This window comes from Nocardia sp. NPDC056100, assembly GCF_042266325.1.
GTDB lineage: Bacteria > Actinomycetota > Actinomycetes > Mycobacteriales > Mycobacteriaceae > Nocardia.
Genome location: NZ_JBHJVY010000001.1, coordinates 550618 through 567660 on the forward strand (window position 1 = coordinate 550618; position 17043 = coordinate 567660).

General features: G+C 65.1%; 19 protein-coding genes. 6 read left to right on the plus strand and 13 right to left on the minus strand.

Annotated elements, in window-relative coordinates; all coding sequences use genetic code 11:
• Window positions 1–24 precede the first annotated feature (24 nt).
• Window positions 25–1284 (plus strand): hypothetical protein, encoded by a 1260-nt coding sequence (locus ACFC0O_RS02525; RefSeq protein WP_375953181.1) that lies wholly within the window; start codon window positions 25–27, stop codon window positions 1282–1284.
• Window positions 1285–1290: 6 nt separating this feature from the next.
• Here ACFC0O_RS02525 and ACFC0O_RS02530 read toward each other — a convergent pair whose 3' ends face one another.
• Window positions 1291–2448, minus strand: a complete 1158-nt coding sequence (locus ACFC0O_RS02530) for a lipase family protein (RefSeq protein WP_375953183.1) — start codon at window positions 2446–2448, stop codon at window positions 1291–1293.
• A 36-nt stretch (window positions 2449–2484) separates the two neighbouring features.
• Between ACFC0O_RS02530 and ACFC0O_RS02535 the strand changes: the two genes are divergently transcribed.
• Together ACFC0O_RS02535 and ACFC0O_RS02540 are read left to right on the plus strand one after the other, a co-directional pair.
• On the plus strand, window positions 2485–3402 hold the full coding sequence (locus ACFC0O_RS02535; RefSeq protein ID WP_375953185.1) for a Ku protein: 918 nt from the start codon (window positions 2485–2487) through the stop codon (window positions 3400–3402).
• Between the two features lie 44 nt (window positions 3403–3446).
• Entirely contained in the window at window positions 3447–4019 is a 573-nt protein-coding gene (locus ACFC0O_RS02540; RefSeq protein ID WP_364635809.1) for a GNAT family N-acetyltransferase, read from the plus strand.
• A 5-nt stretch (window positions 4020–4024) separates the two neighbouring features.
• Here the strand turns inward: ACFC0O_RS02540 and ACFC0O_RS02545 are convergent, their stop codons facing one another.
• The 3 genes from ACFC0O_RS02545 to lexA form a co-directional block, all read right to left on the minus strand.
• On the minus strand, window positions 4025–4648 hold the full coding sequence (locus tag ACFC0O_RS02545) for a hypothetical protein (protein ID WP_375953187.1): 624 nt from the start codon (window positions 4646–4648) through the stop codon (window positions 4025–4027).
• A 126-nt stretch (window positions 4649–4774) separates the two neighbouring features.
• Window positions 4775–5230: a DUF4189 domain-containing protein gene (locus ACFC0O_RS02550; protein WP_364635815.1), complete on the minus strand. Its 456-nt coding sequence runs from the start codon at window positions 5228–5230 to the stop codon at window positions 4775–4777.
• 87 nt (window positions 5231–5317) lie between these two features.
• Window positions 5318–5980 carry a transcriptional repressor LexA gene (gene lexA, locus ACFC0O_RS02555; RefSeq protein ID WP_375953189.1) on the minus strand — a complete coding sequence of 221 codons (663 nt, stop codon included), beginning with the start codon at window positions 5978–5980 and terminating at the stop codon, window positions 5318–5320.
• Window positions 5981–6068: 88 nt separating this feature from the next.
• Between lexA and ACFC0O_RS02560 the strand changes: the two genes are divergently transcribed.
• Window positions 6069–6695 carry a hypothetical protein gene (locus ACFC0O_RS02560; RefSeq protein WP_364635821.1) on the plus strand — a complete coding sequence of 209 codons (627 nt, stop codon included), beginning with the start codon at window positions 6069–6071 and terminating at the stop codon, window positions 6693–6695.
• Window positions 6696–6707: 12 nt separating this feature from the next.
• On the opposite strand, the gene ACFC0O_RS02565 is transcribed toward ACFC0O_RS02560, so the two are convergent.
• Entirely contained in the window at window positions 6708–7235 is a 528-nt protein-coding gene (locus ACFC0O_RS02565; protein WP_375953191.1) for a hypothetical protein, read from the minus strand.
• Between the two features lie 255 nt (window positions 7236–7490).
• Between ACFC0O_RS02565 and ACFC0O_RS02570 the strand changes: the two genes are divergently transcribed.
• Together ACFC0O_RS02570 and ACFC0O_RS02575 are read left to right on the plus strand one after the other, a co-directional pair.
• The gene (locus ACFC0O_RS02570; RefSeq protein WP_375953193.1) at window positions 7491–8483 is read left to right on the plus strand and encodes an alpha/beta hydrolase; all 993 of its coding nucleotides are present in this window, start codon (window positions 7491–7493) and stop codon (window positions 8481–8483) included.
• Between the two features lie 98 nt (window positions 8484–8581).
• The gene (locus tag ACFC0O_RS02575) at window positions 8582–9646 is read left to right on the plus strand and encodes a fatty acid desaturase family protein (RefSeq protein WP_375953194.1); all 1065 of its coding nucleotides are present in this window, start codon (window positions 8582–8584) and stop codon (window positions 9644–9646) included.
• Here ACFC0O_RS02575 and ACFC0O_RS02580 read toward each other — a convergent pair.
• The 8 genes from ACFC0O_RS02580 to ACFC0O_RS02615 form a co-directional block, all read right to left on the minus strand.
• Window positions 9630–10481: an alpha/beta fold hydrolase gene (locus ACFC0O_RS02580; RefSeq protein WP_375953196.1), complete on the minus strand. Its 852-nt coding sequence runs from the start codon at window positions 10479–10481 to the stop codon at window positions 9630–9632. The two genes, ACFC0O_RS02575 and ACFC0O_RS02580, sit on opposite strands and share 17 nt — an antisense overlap.
• A 66-nt stretch (window positions 10482–10547) precedes the next feature.
• The gene (locus tag ACFC0O_RS02585) at window positions 10548–10964 is read right to left on the minus strand and encodes a metal-sulfur cluster assembly factor (RefSeq protein ID WP_375953198.1); all 417 of its coding nucleotides are present in this window, start codon (window positions 10962–10964) and stop codon (window positions 10548–10550) included.
• The gene (sufU, locus tag ACFC0O_RS02590; RefSeq protein ID WP_364635840.1) at window positions 10957–11445 is read right to left on the minus strand and encodes a Fe-S cluster assembly sulfur transfer protein SufU; all 489 of its coding nucleotides are present in this window, start codon (window positions 11443–11445) and stop codon (window positions 10957–10959) included. The genes ACFC0O_RS02585 and sufU overlap by 8 nt, the downstream gene beginning before the upstream one ends.
• Window positions 11446–11448: 3 nt before the next feature.
• Window positions 11449–12702 carry a cysteine desulfurase gene (locus ACFC0O_RS02595; RefSeq protein ID WP_375953200.1) on the minus strand — a complete coding sequence of 418 codons (1254 nt, stop codon included), beginning with the start codon at window positions 12700–12702 and terminating at the stop codon, window positions 11449–11451.
• A 12-nt stretch (window positions 12703–12714) separates the two neighbouring features.
• Window positions 12715–13485 (minus strand): Fe-S cluster assembly ATPase SufC, encoded by a 771-nt coding sequence (sufC, locus tag ACFC0O_RS02600; protein ID WP_364635846.1) that lies wholly within the window; start codon window positions 13483–13485, stop codon window positions 12715–12717.
• Between the two features lie 39 nt (window positions 13486–13524).
• The gene (gene sufD / locus ACFC0O_RS02605; RefSeq protein ID WP_375953202.1) at window positions 13525–14703 is read right to left on the minus strand and encodes a Fe-S cluster assembly protein SufD; all 1179 of its coding nucleotides are present in this window, start codon (window positions 14701–14703) and stop codon (window positions 13525–13527) included.
• Window positions 14703–16139: a Fe-S cluster assembly protein SufB gene (sufB, locus tag ACFC0O_RS02610; protein WP_375953204.1), complete on the minus strand. Its 1437-nt coding sequence runs from the start codon at window positions 16137–16139 to the stop codon at window positions 14703–14705. Before sufB ends, sufD begins: the two co-directional genes overlap by 1 nt.
• Window positions 16136–16936: a helix-turn-helix transcriptional regulator gene (locus tag ACFC0O_RS02615; RefSeq protein WP_375953206.1), complete on the minus strand. Its 801-nt coding sequence runs from the start codon at window positions 16934–16936 to the stop codon at window positions 16136–16138. Before ACFC0O_RS02615 ends, sufB begins: the two co-directional genes overlap by 4 nt.
• Between the last annotated feature and the right edge of the window lie 107 nt (window positions 16937–17043).

Consider the following 17043-nt stretch of genomic DNA (forward strand, 5'->3'; position numbering starts at 1 on the left):
AATTGTCCGATTTCATTGCGATTCATGACGCGAAGCGGCGGCGGGACCTGGCGGGCGGCCTTCGTCGCGGCGATGGCGTTGAGCACGGTGATCGTCTGGCCCGGTATCGCGGCCGCACAGCGCGAACCGGCCTGCCTGAGCGGGAATCTCAGTTACACCCGGCCGGATGCCGAAGCCGGAACGGAATTGCCCGAGGTGACTTCCCCGGCCCGCAATGCCAATTGGGCGCTGTACGACACACCACGGCCCGGACTGTTCGACCGGCCGCTGGCCGCGGATATGACCGACGGGAGCGGAAATTTCCACGCCTGCGCCGAACATGCGGCCGGGGCGGATCTGTATCTGATGTTCATCGCCGAGAGTTCGGGGCTGTGGCAGGTGCTGCCGCAGGCCGGGGATACCGAAGCGCCGTACACCTTCACCGTCGCGGCCCCCGCCGTCACCGGTTCTCGTGATCTCGGCGCGGTGGCCGTTCCGGACGAGATGGCCGGGGCGTGGAAGGTGCTCGACTCCGTCAATCTGCTGTGGTGGCAGCGCCCGGCCGCCGCGGGTGACTGCTGGCTACCCGAATCCCACTGCACACCAATGTCATTCGTCTGGCCCGCGCAGTCCGGCAGTTCCTATTTCACCACGGCCGGATTCGTGTATCTCACTCAGGACGACGCGAACACCAGGCATGTGACCCTGCACGAGGCGGGCCACAACCTGCAATGGCTGTGGCAGCACCGCAGGTGGGCCGATGTCACCAATTGCAGTCCGCACTACATCAATCTCGCCTCGTCACCGTCGTGCGCGTTCACCGAGGGGTTCGCCGACGCGGTCGCCATGCATGCCGTCGGCGATTACCGATTTGTTTGGGGCTCGGGCTTTTCCGCCGATCTCACCAATGACGCGAATACCCGCGGCTGGGATCTCGGCGATGCCGTCGAGGGCCGGGTGGCGACCTCGCTCATCGACCTCTGGAACGGTCCCGATCACGGCTGGGACGCCACCCTGCGCATCCTCGGCAAGACCGTCCCCGCCGATTTCCACGACTACTTCTACAACGACCGGCCCACCGAAAACCTCGGCACCACAGGCGAAGCCGCCGAAATCATCCACAAACACACCGCCGATCAGGCCAGTCCCAACGCCGCTGGCGCACCGCAGCCGATCGACGACCTCCGCATACCCCTCGGACCGCCGGACAATGATCCGGGCGTCAAACAGGAACCCGAGCACCGGTGGAAGACCACGCACATCCGCTGGACCCTGCGGCCGCCCAACCCGCGCCCGGTCGACTGATCTCGATCACCGCTGACAGGTCGAGGTGAAGGACGCGCCGGCGAAGAGGTCATCGATCCATCCCAGCCACCGCTCCGAAATCTGGTCCGGCGCATCGTGACCACCCGGGACCACCTCATCGTGCACCGGCGTCCCCAGCGCGCACATCTTCGCGACAGCCGCGTTCGACCATTCGGTACTCACCAGCTTGTCCGCATCGCCGCGAGCGATATAGGTGGGCACTGTGCTCGCCACCTTCGGCAGATTGGTGCGACCCTCCAGATCCACGACGGCCTGTGCGGCGGCATCATCCACGAATCGGGCATCGGCGGGCGTCGCCGCGTCGGCCAGCGCGAGATCGGCCGGGGTCATATCGCCGGTGCACTGCGCCTCCAAACGCGGTGCGGCACCGAGCAGATCACCGTGAATCACCCGGTCGTAGTCGTAGTTCGGATAGTGGTACCGCACGGCCTCCACCAGATACGGCAGGATCAGATACTGATCGGGAACATTGAGCGTGCCCGCCCGGATCGCATCCGCGAATTTGATCTCCAGAGCCGGTGACAACAGCACCACGCCGCGGATATTCAGTTCCGGCGCATAGGATTTCGCTGTTTCCGACGCCGACTCAGCAGCCCGTCCACCCTGCGAGATCCCGACAAGCACGGTCTCGCCCGCCAGTGGCGCACCGGTCGACCGTGCCGCTCGCACCGAGTTCAAGATGTCGTATCCGGACGACGGGGTGTCCACATACGGTGCGGCCCCCGGTCCGTCCAGCCCCTGATAGTTGGTCATCACCACCGCCCGGTGCCCCGCCAGCATCGCCGCCACCGCGGGCGCGGAACCGAACAGGTTCGGTGAATTGGTCGGCGCGCACGAGCTGACCACCCCGGAGGTGCCATGCCCGAGGGCGATCACCGGCCAGCCCCCGGCGGGCGCGTCACCCTTGGGCAGGAATACCGCACCCGACACCTCGATCGGCTTTCCGGCCGGAGAGGTCGATTCATACCGGATATAGGTCGCCGTGGAAACGGCCGCCGACAATGCCGGGTCCAGATTGGTCAGCGGGCTCTGCGCCATCAGCGCACCGGGAGTATCCGCCGTCGTTTTCCCGGTATCGGAGGCCGTACCGCAGGCCGCCACGATCACGGCGGCCACGATCGGGAAGAGAATTCGCGTTCGCATACCACTCCTGCTTCCGAGATTGGCTACGATCAGACCATGCGGTCCATTTGGAAGGGCTCCATCGCGTTCGGGCTGGTCAACGTCCCCGTGAAGGTCTATACCGCCACGGAAGACCATGACATCAAATTCCATCAGGTACACGCCGCCGACGGGGGGCGGATCAAATACGAGCGGGTCTGCACGGTGGACGGGCAACCCGTGCAGTATGCCGATATCGACAAGGCGTACGAATCCCCCGAGGGAGATCGGGTGATCCTCACCGATGAGGATTTCGCCAAACTCCCCGCCGCCGAGAAGCATGAGATTCCGGTATTGCAATTCGTGCCGGCCGAGCAGATCGATCCCATGCTCTTCGATAAGAGCTACTTCCTGGAACCGGATTCGACCACGCCCAAAGCCTATGTGCTGCTGGCGAAAACACTCGAACACACCGATCGCGTGGCGCTGGTGCATTTCACCCTGCGGCAGAAGACGCGACTCGGGGCGCTGCGCGTGCGCGACGGGGTGCTGGTGTTGCAGGCGCTGCTGTGGCCCGATGAGGTGCGCGCGGTGGCGTTCGACAAACTCGACGGGGTATCCGAGCCGCGACCGCAGGAATTGCAGATGGCCGAGACGCTGGTGGATACGCTCTCGGACGATTTCGATCCCTCGCAGTACGTGGACGAGTACCAGATCGAATTGAAGAAGATGCTGGACGAGGCCATAGCCAGCGGTAGCGGCAAGGTCACCCGCGCGCCCGAGAAGGCCGCGCCCGAGATGGATGCCGAGGTGGTGGACCTGGTCGCGGCGCTGCAACGCAGTCTGGAGGCATCCGGGCGCAGCACCGGGAAGGCCGCATCGGCCCCCGCCAAGGCCGCGAAGGCGACCAAGGCCACGACCGCCGCCAAGAAAACTCCCGCCAAGAAGACCGCGGCGAAGAAGGCTCCCGCCAAGCAAACCCGCAAGGGCGCGTGAGACCGGGCGGGTGAGAACCGCATCCACCTGGCAAACTGTCGGGTATGGAACCCGCCATAGCCATCGTCCCCATGGGACTCGGACATCTACGCCAGGTCCTGGATCTGGGTTACGAGGTCTTCGACACCTCCACCAAGCCCTACACCTCCTGGTCGCTCACCTCGGTGGCCGAGCATATGGACAGCCCCAGCCGCTCCTGCTGGGTGGCGGTGGATTCGGATCGGGTGGTGGGATTCGTACTGGGTTCCATGGAATTCGAATTGCGCGATGACTGGGGCTATCTGGAATGGATCGCGGTCGCGCCGGATATGCAGGGCCGCGGTATCGCCGGACGGCTCATGTCCGCCTGCTGCGACACCCTTTTCGAGGGCGGCGCGCGGCGGATCGTCACCGATGTGGAAATTCACAACACCGCCTCGGCGTCATTGATGAAGCGCAACGGCTTCACCGAGGGCACCACCGTCACACTGTTCGTGCGGCCGAATCCGGTCCCGCTCGAGGAGACCGTCGCCGCCGGTGACAGTGATCAGGTCACGCTGACCCCGGGCACCAAACGCGAACTCATTCGCAAGGGCCGCATCGCCGGTGAGGGCGGCCGCCCGCGCGTGGGCCGCTAGCTCCCCTAGGCGTCGGCGGCGGCACGGGCCCGGCCCTCCCGGAAGAATTCCAGCAACGCCTCCACCGTGCCGGCCTCGGCCCGGGAGCGTTTCGCGCCGAACGGTGCATTCCAGAATTCGCCGTGCCGCCGCGTCCACGGGCCGACATAGGCGTACGGCTGCGGATTCTCCCAATCCCCCGGCGACACACCGTAATTCACCTCGCCCACCGCGACCGACAGATCGAAGTGTTCCGGCCACAGCACCGGCTGTTCGGCCGCGAAACGCCGTAATGCGGTGTCCCCCACCGCGAACCAGTCGTGCACCGACACCGCCGCCTCGGTGTCCACCGCGAAGGGCTCGTCCGGGTCCATACCCGTACCTTCGCAATACAACCCGTTGGGCGGGCCGTCGGCCTCGAACCCGGCGGCGATGGCGAGTTCGGTATAGCTGCCGTGTAATCGGATTCGGCCCTGCGGCCAGACCAGATCGGGCCCGGTCACCGACACCGGCCACTTCACGCCGGTGAAACCACCCAGCACGATGCGCATGCGAATACTGCCGAACCGCCGATACTGCGGACCCGCGATGAGCAGTTCCGCCGCCGCGTGCATCGCGAACCGGGTGTCCTCATAGGTGATGTCGTCCACCTCGAAATCATCTCCGGCCGGACAGGTGGTTTGCTGGAAAACGGGCCCTGGCAAACAAAAGTGCGCCGCACCGGAAATCCGGTACGGCGCACGGGCGGCGAGTGCGCTAGCGCGTACTCGCCAGTGTCAACGCGCGTTATCGGTGCACGCCGACAGAATCACCTTGGCTCCGCGCGGCGATGCGGAACCGACGTCCGGGAACTTCGGCGCGCTGTTGCCCAGCACGTCGATGGCGCCCTTCTCGGCGTCTACCTTGGTGGCCGCCCACGCCCAGCCGAAGCGGGTGTCGGCGCCCTGTGCGACAGCGCCGCACGCGTTGGCGAAGTGCACGACGACCTCACAGTCGCCGCCACCGCACTTGCTGACGGCGGCGCCATCGGCACCGCCCCAGCTGCCATAGTTGACCGCGTATGCGACATTTCCGGTGCTCCGAGACAGCGCCAGGGCGCCGTACAGATCACCGGAAGCGGCCGTGAAGCCCGGCGCGTCTTCCGCCGCGTTGGCGGGACCGGCGGCCATGATGCCCATCGCGGCCATCGAGGTGATGGCGAGGCCTATTCCGGCCTTGCGCAGCAACGACATTCGATACTCCCCGTGATGAATTATTGGAACGGGTCGAATCCTTGTCGAGGGACCCCATATTGTCCAATCCGGTCTTACCGGACGGAATCAAACGCGGCGCATTACCGAGACGACTTTGCCGAGCACAACTGCCTTGTCACCATCGATCACGTCGTAGGCGGGGTTGCGCGGCTCCAGATAGACATGGCCGTTACGCCGGCGATAGACCTTGACGGTGGCTTCACCGTCGATCATGGCCGCCACGATTTCCCCGGAGTGCGCCTCGCTCTCCTTGCGGATCACCACGATGTCGCCATCGCAGATGGCCGCGTCGATCATCGAATCACCGCGCACGCGCAGTCCGAAGACGGTGCCGCGGCCGACCAATTCGCGCGGCAGCGACAGCACGTCATCGGTGTGCTCCTCGGCCAGGATCGGCGTGCCCGCCGCGATATCGCCGACCACCGGCACCGGAACCGAATCGCCGGAGGTCTGCTGCGGCGCGGCCGACTTGAGGAACAGCCGCACATCCATCGGACGGGTGACCGATTCGCTGCGGGTGAGGAATCCGCGATCCTCGAGCGCCTTCAAATGCTTCGATACCGACGAACCGGATTTGAGCCCGACCGAGTCACCGATCTCGCGGGTGCTGGGCGAATACCCGTGCCGCTGTACCCAATCGCGGATCGTGCAGAGAATCTGCTGCTGGCGCGGGTGCAGGCTGGAGGTGTCGAGGTGGGCGAACCCGTCGAAGTCGTCGTATCCGGTCACCCGCGCATCCTACGGTGCGGCGACGCGGTTGCTCGCCGACTGCGGCCAACGGTCCGCGTGTGTCGCCGCCGTGCACTAGTTTGGTGCGGTGAGTTGCGAATTCGTCGTACTACCGGCAGATTCCGTTGCTTCCGCCGATGAGGTCGAAGCGTATGCAGCCGCCAGCGGCGGCATTCCGGCGGTGAGTCTGGGCCCGGTACTGGCCGGGCTGTGGCGCTGGAATACCGAGATCCCGGTCTGGAACGGGCGCATCACGCTGGCCGCGGTGGGCGATTGCGTCCGGGTGACGGTGCCCGATCACGCGGCCTGGCGCGCGCTGCTATGGATCGAAGAACTCATCGCCGGAACCGAATTCGCGCTCTACGATCCGCGCGACGGCAGTCTGGCCGGACCGGAAATGCGGGACTTCCGCGTCAATGTCGGCGGCGCGCGGTATTTCAATGTGCTCACCCAGCGCCAATTACACTCCTGGATACCGGAATTGACGACGGTCGCCCGCACACCCTTTCTGATTGTCCAGGAGCCGGATGATCCGGACACCTTCATCCAGACCTACCGGCAGCCGACCGGTGAATTCCTGCTGGAGTACCGCGACGGCGGGCATATGTTCAGCACCACCCTGGACAATCCGACGCGCATCGCCGACTACATGTGGGACTGGGCCGATGATCGCCGCAAGAACCTCGACAAACTGTTCTGGACCAAACGTCCCTGATTCCGGCGCGATTCAGTAGTAGAAGCACACCAGGCCGGTGCCCTCGGCCTGGCAGGTGCGCGCCCATTCACGCATTTCCGCCACCGAGCCGCGGATCGAGTCATCGGTGAGCAGCTCCAGATCGACGGCGTTCAACGTGTCCGCCATGGCATCGATGCGGTAGCCCTCCACGAAACCGATGCTCGGGAAGTCATCGATCGGCGGCAGATCGATGGGCGCACCGCCGAGCACCAGCTCCGCCGGATCGAACTCGACGCCGATATCGGCCAGCGCCTGCTCCACCATGGCGAAGTACCGGAATCGCATACCCGCCCAGTGCGCATTGCCGAGCAGCTTGCCGGAGTGGTGGCACAGCACCTCGAGCGCATGCCCGTAGGTGGGCCCGAAATCCTGCTCCATCGGCTCGCCCAGCAGCAATTGCCGCATCACATCGCGCGGGGTGAGCCCGAGCTCCTCGGCCTCATCGAGCCGATCCAGCACATGCTGCGGCGTCGACCGCACCACGGCATCCGCGAACTCCTGGCCATAGGATCCGACCAACCGGATCCCTTCCAGGTCAACGGCATACGGGCTGACAATGTAGGACAAGGCTCCCCTTCCGGCGCGACGCGCACACCCTAACAGCACCCGCCCGCCCGCCGCCGGGGTCGATATCACCCCGAGATCTGGAGGACGAACACCTCATTCCGATCCCGAGCCCGGAACGGCCCCGAGATGGGCGAATTCCTCGATCGGCACACCGCGGCGGCTACGATCGTGATGACGGGACCGGCGAGCTTTCTCAGCGGAGGCGGCATGCGGCATCGGATTCGAATCATCTTGGTAGCCGCGTGCTTTGCGATACCGGCGGCGGTCATACCGGTGGCGGCGCGGGCCGAGCAGTCCGAGATCGTGAGCGTCCACATCGTCGACGATCGCAAACTGTCATTCCAGGTGTATTCGGCGGCGATGGCCAAGCCGATTCGAGTGGATGTGCTGCGGCCCGCCGATCGGACCCGGCCGCATCCGACGCTGTATCTGCTCAATGGCGCGTCCGGCGGATACGGCGGTAAGAGCTGGCAGGATCGCGCGCCCGAGGTCTTCGATTTCCTGGCGACCAAGGAGGTGAACGTCGTCCAGCCCATCGGCGGGATCGCCAGTTTCTACGGTGACTGGCGCGCACCCGATCCGGTGCTGGGCGTGAACAAATGGAAGACCTTTCTCACCGCCGAACTGCCACCGCTGATCGATAAAGCCTTGGGCGCCAATGGGATCAATGCGATCGCGGGCGTATCCGGGTCCGCCACCGCGGTATTGAACCTGGCCATCGCCGCACCCGGACTGTTCCGCGCGGTGGCGGCCTACAGCGGCTGCCCGCAGATCAGCGATCCGATCGGGCACGAATTCGTGCGCGTGGTGGTCGAATTCGTCGCGGGCGGCAATCTCGACAATATGTACGGTGCGCCGGACAATCCGCTGTGGGCGGAGAACGATCCGTACGTGAACGCCGAGAAGCTGCGCGGTGTGGGACTCTATCTCTATAGCGGCACCGGTGTTCCCGGTGGTTACGATGGGTTCAGCGACGAATTCCGCACCGGGGCGGATGTGGTGGACCATCTGATCGTGGACGGCGTGACCGAGGCCGCGACCGGCTACTGCACGCGCAATATGGTCGATCGGCTCCTCCAGCTCGGAATTCCGGTGACGTACGATCTGCCCCCGGACGGCGGACACGCCTGGCAGTACTGGCGTGATCAGCTGATCAAGAGCTGGCCGGTGCTGGCCGAGGGCCTCGGCATCGAGGCGTGAATCCCGGACGATAGTCCCACCGGTATCACTCCGGAGAGCTATTCCATGCCGTACCAACGGGTTACGGCGAACGAGAGATACGCCGATAGCTTCGGGGCATGACGACATCCGGCTTGGTTCCCGAGTCAGCTTCACGGACATCGCGACGCGGTGCCGACGGTGATTACGCCCGGCTACTGCGCCGGATTTCCGATGCGGGACTGATGGATCGGCGGCCCGCCTACTACGTTGCCCGCTTCGGACTCGTCGGGTTCGCGTTCATCGGCGGATGGGCGACGTTCCTGCTCGTCGGCGATTCGTGGTGGACGCTGCTGGTCGCCGGATTCATGGCGGTGGCGTTCGCGCAGGTCGCGCTGGTCATGCATGATGTCGCGCACCGCCAGGTCTTCCGGCTGCGCAAGCCGACCGAGCTGGTGGGACGGATTGTCGGCAATGCCGGGATCGGCCTGGGGTACGGGTGGTGGCAGGACAAGCACACCCGGCATCACGCCAATCCGAACCACGAGGATCTCGATCCCGATGTCGCACCGGACATTCTGGTCTGGTCGCAGCGGCAGGCGCGGTCCAGTCGCGGGATCGCCAGGATCGTCGGGCGGGCGCAGGCGTATCTGTTCTTCCCGCTGCTGCTGCTCGAAGGGTTGAACCTGCACCTGGCGGGCGTCCGCGCGCTCGGAAATCGATCGGTCAAACATCGCCGCATGGAGGGTGCGCTGCTGTTCACCCATTTCGCGCTCTACCTGATAGCGGTGTTCGCGGTGCTGCCCGCGGATAAGGGCCTCGCGTTCATCGCGGTGCATCAGGGCCTGTTCGGTCTCTACATGGGATGCATCTTCGCCCCCAACCACAAGGGCATGCCGACCCTGACCGGTGACGAACGGCCGGACTACCTCCGCCGCCAAGTGCTCACCTCACGCAATGTGCGCGGTGGTGTGCTGACAGATATCGCACTGGGCGGACTCAACTATCAGATCGAGCACCACCTGTTCCCGAGCATGCCGACGCCGAATCTGCGGCATGCCCGGCTCATCGTGCGCGACTACTGCGCCGAAATCGGTGTGGCGTACCACGAGACCGGGCTGGTCTCGTCCTACCGCGAGGCGCTGCGGCACCTGCATCACGTCGGCGCACCGCTGCGACAGTCGGAAGTCAGCGCAGAAAGCTGACCAGGGCCGCCGCCACCGGGGCGGGATTCTCGACCTGGGGGTAGTGGCCGGTCGCCGGATCCTCGTCGAGGACGAGGACTCGCGCATCGGGGAGGCGTTCGCGCAGCCGCGGCAGCACATGCGCACCGCTCACGGGATCGGCTGGGCCCCAGATGAATTGGATCGGACCCGGATAGCTCTCGAGGGCGGTGCGCCAGCGGTCGGAATGCGTGCGCCGCTCGTCGATATAGCGGAGCAGCCGGTGCTGTACTCGCTTACCGTTGTTCATAGTGGTGGACAGCCACATATCGTGCACGGCTTCATCGCTGACCGGTCGGCCGAATACCTCGTGCAGCGACCGGTGATACATCGGCTCGCTCGACAGATGTTGCAGCACCGCGCCCGCGGGTCCGTGGAGCAACCGTTGTATCCGGATCGGCCGGTGCAGGTCCGGATACAGACCGCCATTGAGGAATGCCGCCGCGGTAATGCGATTCGCGTTGCGGTGCAACAGTTCCTGAGCGACCGACACGCCGTAGTCGTGCGAGACCAGCGCGGTCTTGTCGATCTCGAACCGCTCCCACAGCTCCTCGATGATCGACGCCTGCTCGGTGAGCCGATAGTCGTATCGCGCGGGCTTGGCACTGGCCCCGAACCCGAGCAGGTCCAAAGTCGTTATCCGGCAACCGGATTCGACCAGTGCCGGGACGATCGGCGCCCAGTCGTGCGATGAGGTCGGAAATCCGTGCACCAGCGTCACGGGCCGCCCATCCACCGGACCGTCCTGCCGGTAGAAGATGTCATGCCCACCAAGCTGTATATGCCCGCCACCGGCGATCCACTCATCAAGCCGCATACGGTATGCCTACCACACGAAATCACCCCCACCGGATTCCGGCGGGGGTGATGACAGGCTGTCCGACTAGACGGTGAAGCCGAGCGCGCGCAGCTGCTCGCGGCCGTCGTCGGTGATCTTGTCCGGGCCCCACGGCGGCATCCAGACCCAGTTGATCTGGAGGTCCTCGACCAGGCCGCTGCGGACCAGGGCATTGCGGGACTGGTCCTCGATCACATCGGTGAGCGGGCAGGCCGGGGAGGTCAGGGTCATATCCAGTTTGCAGATGCCGTCGGTGACGGTCATACCGTAGACCAGGCCCAGATCGACCACATTGATGCCGAGCTCGGGGTCGACGACATCGCGCATGGCCTCTTCGAGGTCCTCGAGGAATGCGGCGTCCTCCGCGCTCAGTTCCTGCGGCGCAACGGTTTCGGTGGTCTCGACCACGGCGTCGGCGTCCTTCACCGAGCCGTCGGCCGGAGTTCCGGTGGTCTCACTCATCGTTCTTCTTCTCCCCGTTCGACATCGGCAGCTTGGTCTCCTCGGCGGAGGCGATCTGCACCACCGCGTCCTTGAACGCCATCCAGCCCAGCAGCGCGCATTTCACCCGCGCCGGGTACTTGGACACGCCCGCGAAGGCGATGCCGTCGCCGATCATGTCCTCATCACCCTCGAGGGTGCCGCGGCTGGAGATCATCTCGTTGAACGAGTCGACCACCTTGAGCGCCTGCTGCACCGGCAGGCCGATGACCTGATCGGTGAGCACCGAGGTGGACGCCTGGCTGATCGAGCAGCCCTGGCCGTCATAGGACACATCGGTGACATCGCCATTGTCGTCCAGCTGTACGCGCAGCGTGATCTCGTCACCGCAGGTCGGGTTGACGTGATGCACTTCCGCACCGAACGGCTCGCGTAGGCCGCGGTGGTGCGGGTGCTTGTAGTGGTCCAGGATCACTTCCTGGTACATCTGCTCCATGCGCATGATCTATGCAACTCCGAAGAAGCTCTGAGCCTTCCGCACCGCCGCCAGCAGCGCGTCCACCTCGTCGAGGGTGTTGTAGACGGCGAACGAGGCACGGGCGGTGGCCGGAACGCCGAGGCGGCGCATGAGCGGCCACGCGCAATGGTGCCCGACGCGGATCGCGACGCCCGCGTCATCGAGGATCTGGCCCACATCGTGGGCGTGAATACCGTCCACCACGAAAGATACTGCGCCACCGCGATTCAGGGTATCGGCCGGGCCGACAATGCGAACACCGTCAATCTTGGCGAGCCCCTCGAGCGTGGCGGCTACGAGCGAATGCTCGTGCGCCGCAACCGCATCCATACCGATGGCTTCCAGATACCGCACCGCGGCACCCAATCCGACGACCTGCGAGGTCATCGGCACACCGGCCTCGAATCGCTGCGGCGGGGCCGCGTAGGTGGTGGCCTCCATGGTGACGGTCTCGATCATGGAGCCGCCGGTGATGAACGGCGGGGTCTCTTCCAGCAGCGCGTAGCGGCCGTACAGCACACCGACACCGGACGGGCCGAGCATCTTGTGACCGGAGAACGCGGCGAAGTCCACGCCGAGCTCGCGGAAGTTCACCGGCATATGCGGCACCGACTGGCAGGCGTCGAGCACCGTGAGCGCGCCGACTTCCTTTGCGCGACGCACCATTTCGGGCACATCGGCGATCGCGCCGGTCACATTGGACTGATGCGTGAACGCGACGACCTTGGTGGCGGGCGACAATTCGAGCGAATCGAGATCGATGCGCCCGTCATCGGTGATGCCGTACCACTTGAGTGTCGCGCCCGTGCGGCGTGCGAGTTCCTGCCACGGAACGAGATTCGCGTGATGTTCGAGCTCGGTGACCACGATCTCGTCACCCGGTCCCACGTGGTACGGGAACCGGGAATCGGAGAACGCGTAGGTCACCAGGTTCAGCGATTCGGTCGCGTTCTTGGTGAACACGATCTCGCGCGCGTCGACACCGACGAAGCGGGCGATATCCGCACGCGCGTCTTCGTAAGCGTCCGTGGCCTCTTCGGCCAGCTGATGCGCACCACGGTGCACCGCCGCATTGTGCTGGGTCAGGAAGGTGTGTTCCGCGTCCAGCACCGCCGTGGGCCGCTGCGAGGTGGCGCCCGAGTCCAAGTAGACCAGGGGTTTACCGTCTCGCACCGTGCGGCTCAGGATCGGGAAGTCGGCGCGGATGCGGGCGACGTCCAAAGCAGGCACCGTAGTGGTCATCAGCAGGGGCTCCTAAACAGCAGCAGCGGAGGTGAAGCGCACGTAACCGTTCGAGTCGAGTTCCTCGGCCAGCTCCTTGCCGCCCTCGGCGACAATGCGGCCGTTCACGAACACGTGCACGAAATCGGGCTCGATGTAGCGCAGGATGCGGGTGTAGTGGGTGATCAGCAGAATGCCGCCGTTCTCCCGCTCCTTGTACTTGTTGACACCCTCGGAGACGATGCGCAGCGCGTCGACGTCCAGGCCGGAGTCGGTCTCGTCCAGGATGGCGATCTTCGGCTTGAGCAGACCCAGCTGCAGGATCTCCTGGCGCTTCTTCTCACCGCCGGAGAAGCCCTCGTTGACCGAGCGCTCGACGAAGCTGGGCTCGATCTCCAGCTCGGTCATGGACTCCTTGAGTTCCTTGACCCAGGTGCGCAGCTTGGGGGCCTCACCGCGGACGGCGGTGGCGGCGGTGCGCAGGAAGTTCGAGACCGAGACGCCCGGAACCTCGACCGGGTACTGCATGGCCAGGAACAGACCCGCGCGGGCACGCTCGTCGACCGTCATCTCCAGCACGTCTTCACCGTCGAGGGTGATCGAGCCGGAGGTCACCGTGTACTTGGGGTGACCGGCGATGGCGTACGACAGCGTCGACTTGCCCGAACCGTTGGGGCCCATGATCGCGTGCGTCTCACCCGAGCGCACGGTCAGGTTGACGCCCTTGAGGATCTTGATGGGCTCGCCGGACTCGTCGGGGTTGGCGACCTCGACGTGCAGGTCCTTGATTTCCAGGGTGGTCATCGAATTCGAATTCCTTTGCGGGATGGGAAGTATGGGTGATCAGACGCCGACGGCGGCGAGTTCGGCCTCGATGGCCGCCTCGAGCCGCTCCCGGACCTCGGGGACCGTGATCTTGGAGATGATCTCGAAGAAGAAGCCGCGCACGACAAGTCGCCGCGCCACCTCCTCCGGGATACCGCGCGAGCGCAGGTAGAACAGCTGCTCATCATCGAAACGCCCGGTGGCCGAGGCATGTCCGGCGCCGACGATCTCGCCGGTCTCGATCTCCAGGTTCGGCACCGAATCGGCGCGCGCGCCATCGGTGAGCACCAGGTTGCGGTTGGCCTCGTAGGTCTCGGTGCCCTCGGCGGCCGCGCGAATGAGCACATCGCCCACCCACACCGTGCGCGCATCGGGCTTCTTCGAGGTCGGATCGCCCTGCAGCGCACCCTTGTACAGCACGTTCGACTTGCAGTTCGGCTCGGAGTGATCCATGAGCAGCCGCTGCTCGAAGTGCTGGCCGTCATCGGCGAAGTACACGCCGAGCATTTCGGCATCGCCACCCGGACCGGCGTAACGCACGGTCGCGGTCAGGCGCACCAGATCGCCGCCGAGGGTGACATTGATATGGCGCAGGGTGGCGTCGCGACCCAGCTTGGCGTGATGCGCGACGGCGTGCACGACATCGTCGGCCCAGTCCTGGATGACGATGACATTCAGCTTGGCGCTGTCGCCGAGCACGAATTCCACGTTCTCCGCGTAGGTTCCGCTGCCGCGCTGGTCGATGACCACATTGGCGTGCGCGAAGTTGCCCAGGCGAATCTGGGTGTGACCGTAGGCGGTCTTGCCCTCGCCCGGACCGGTGACCGTGACGGTAACCGCCTCGGCCACTTCGGTTTCCGCGCCGACGGACACGATGGTCGCCTGCTCGAAGCCCGAGTACGCCTGTGCGGCAACACGATCGGTCGGGGTGCCGGCGACGCCCAGGCGCGCGTCGGTGCGATCGACGGTCTCGACGGTGACGCCCTCGACGGAGTTCACCTCGACGACAGCCTGCCCGTCACGAACGGCGGTGCCGTCGTGCAGCCCGCGCAGGCGGCGCAGCGGGGTGAACCGCCACGCCTCGTCGTGCGCCGAAGGCACCTCGAACGCGTTCACGTCGAACGAGGCGAAGACTTCGCCCTTGTTCAGCGCCGGAGGACGAGCCTCGGCAGCAACGGCTACATTCTCGACCGTCATCAGCCGACGGCTCCTTCCATTTGCAGTTCGATCAGGCGGTTGAGCTCGAGCGCGTATTCCATCGGCAGTTCCTTGGCGATCGGCTCCACGAAGCCGCGCACCACCATCGCCATGGCCTCGTCCTCGGTGAGGCCGCGGCTCATCAGGTAGAACAGCTGATCGGCCGACACCTTCGACACGGTCGCCTCATGACCCATGGTCACGTCGTCCTCGCGGATATCGACGTACGGGTAGGTGTCCGAGCGAGAGATGTTGTCCACCAGCAGCGCATCGCACTTCACGGTCGACTTCGAGCCGTACGCGCCCTTGTTCACCTGCACCAGGCCGCGGTACGAGGCACGACCGCCGCCGCGCGCCACCGACTTGGAGATGATGTTCGAGGAGGTGTGCGGCGCCAGGTGCAGCATCTTGGCACCGGTGTCCTGGTGCTGACCCGCACCGGCGAACGCGATGGAGAGCACCTCGCCCTTGGCGTGCTCACCGGTCATCCACACGGCCGGGTACTTCATGGTGACCTTGGAGCCGATATTGCCGTCGACCCATTCCATGGTCGCGCCCGCCTCGGCCTTGGCCCGCTTGGTGACCAGGTTGTAGACGTTGTTCGACCAGTTCTGAATGGTGGTGTACCGGCAGCGGCCACCCTTCTTCACGATGATCTCGACAACCGCGGAGTGCAGCGAATCGGAGCTGTAAATCGGTGCGGTACAACCCTCGACGTAATGCACGTAGGCATCCTCGTCGACGATGATCAGCGTCCGCTCGAACTGACCCATGTTCTCGGTATTGATGCGGAAGTACGCCTGCAGCGGGATATCCACGTGCACGCCCTTCGGCACGTAGATGAACGAACCGCCGGACCAGGTGGCCGAATTCAGCGCGGAGAACTTGTTGTCACCCGAGGGAATGACCGAACCGAAGTACTGCTGGAACAGCTCCGGGTGCTCCTTGAGCGCGGTATCGGTGTCCAGGAAGATAACGCCCTGCTTCTCGAGGTCCTCGCGGATCGAGTGGTAGACGACCTCGGACTCGTACTGCGCGGCGACACCGGACACCAGGCGCTGCTTCTCCGCCTCCGGGATGCCCAGCTTGTCGTAGGTGTTCTTGATGTCCTCGGGCAGGTCTTCCCAGGTGGCAGCCTGCTTCTCCGAGGAGCGCACGAAGTACTTGATGTTGTCGAAGTGAATGCCGTCCAGGTCCGATCCCCAGTTCGGCATGGGCTTCTTCTCGAAGATGCGCAGCGCCTTCAGGCGGAAGTCGAGCATCCATTCGGGCTCGCTCTTCTTCGCCGAGATGTCGCGTACGACCTCCTCGGAGAGGCCGCGCTTGGCACTGGCACCGGCGACATCCTTGTCGGCCCAGCCGTACCCGTACGTACCAATGGAGGCAATGGTCTCCTCTTGGGACAGCGGCTGCACCTGGTCAGTCGTAGTCGTCATTCGGCACTCCTTCCGGAGTCGTGTGTAGAAGTCGTTGCGGGCTGGGCAACGTGGGGTTTTGCGTCTTTTGTTTTGGGGGTAAGCATCAGCGGCACATGCGTGGTGCACGCGCAGTCGCCATTGGCGATGGTCGCCAGTCTTTGTACATGGGTACCCAGGATTTCCTTGAACGCCTCCAACTCGGCGGCGCACAATTCCGGAAATTCCTCGGCGACATGCGAAACCGGGCAGTGGTGCTGGCAGATCTGTACTCCCGCACCGACTTTCCGGGTGGAGGCGGCGAACCCGGCTTCGGAGAACGCGTCCGCGATCTCATCGGCCTTATCGGTGGTCGCCTCCGGCGTATGCCGCTCCAACTGTCCGATACCGGCGACAATCGCGGCGACCCGCTTGCGCGCGAATTCGACGATGGCCTTATCCCCGCCGATCTCGCGCAGCTGGCGCATCGCGGCGCCGGCCAGGTCATCGTAGGCATGGCCCAAACGGCCGCGACCGGTGGCCGTCAACTGGTATTGCTTGGCCGGACGACCACGCCCCTGCTGCTGCCAGGACGCCGATCGCGCGGCCCGCGCCTCACCCGATTCGATGAGCGCGTCCAGATGCCGCCGGACACCCGCCGGGCTGAGGCCGAGCCGTTTGCCGATGGCGGTCGCGGTGATCGGACCCTCCTCCAGCAGTAGCTTGATCACGGCCTCGCGGGTGTGGCCTTCACCGGCCGGTGCGGGCACAACAGCAGGCCGGGCGCCCAGCTGGCGCCCGGTTTCCGCCTTCGCGTTCCGCAAACCCACTGTTTTCACAACATCAGTGTGACGGAATTACTTCCCGCGTTCCAGTAAGGGTCACCTGACTTTGGGGGTGCCGGGGGTGTGAACCTTTGCACACCATCCACACGCGGTCCGACCGG

Bases quoted from the DNA above. Each gene is read 5' to 3' on its own strand.
- sufD (WP_375953202.1), bottom strand. From the start codon at position 14,703: ATGACGGTCGAGAATGTAGCCGTTGCTGCCGAGGCTCGTCCTCCGGCG.
- sufB (WP_375953204.1), bottom strand. From the start codon at position 16,139: ATGACGACTACGACTGACCAGGTGCAGCCGCTGTCCCAAGAGGAGACC.
- ACFC0O_RS02550 (WP_364635815.1), bottom strand. From the start codon at position 5,230: ATGTCGTTGCTGCGCAAGGCCGGAATAGGCCTCGCCATCACCTCGATG.
- ACFC0O_RS02540 (WP_364635809.1), top strand. From the start codon at position 3,447: ATGGAACCCGCCATAGCCATCGTCCCCATGGGACTCGGACATCTACGC.
- ACFC0O_RS02570 (WP_375953193.1), top strand. From the start codon at position 7,491: ATGCGGCATCGGATTCGAATCATCTTGGTAGCCGCGTGCTTTGCGATA.
- ACFC0O_RS02585 (WP_375953198.1), bottom strand. From the start codon at position 10,964: ATGAGTGAGACCACCGGAACTCCGGCCGACGGCTCGGTGAAGGACGCC.
- sufC (WP_364635846.1), bottom strand. From the start codon at position 13,485: ATGACCACCCTGGAAATCAAGGACCTGCACGTCGAGGTCGCCAACCCC.
- ACFC0O_RS02530 (WP_375953183.1), bottom strand. From the start codon at position 2,448: ATGCGAACGCGAATTCTCTTCCCGATCGTGGCCGCCGTGATCGTGGCG.
- ACFC0O_RS02525 (WP_375953181.1), top strand. From the start codon at position 25: ATGACGCGAAGCGGCGGCGGGACCTGGCGGGCGGCCTTCGTCGCGGCG.
- sufU (WP_364635840.1), bottom strand. From the start codon at position 11,445: ATGCGCATGGAGCAGATGTACCAGGAAGTGATCCTGGACCACTACAAG.
- ACFC0O_RS02535 (WP_375953185.1), top strand. From the start codon at position 2,485: ATGCGGTCCATTTGGAAGGGCTCCATCGCGTTCGGGCTGGTCAACGTC.
- ACFC0O_RS02580 (WP_375953196.1), bottom strand. From the start codon at position 10,481: ATGCGGCTTGATGAGTGGATCGCCGGTGGCGGGCATATACAGCTTGGT.
- ACFC0O_RS02595 (WP_375953200.1), bottom strand. From the start codon at position 12,702: ATGACCACTACGGTGCCTGCTTTGGACGTCGCCCGCATCCGCGCCGAC.
- ACFC0O_RS02575 (WP_375953194.1), top strand. From the start codon at position 8,582: ATGACGACATCCGGCTTGGTTCCCGAGTCAGCTTCACGGACATCGCGA.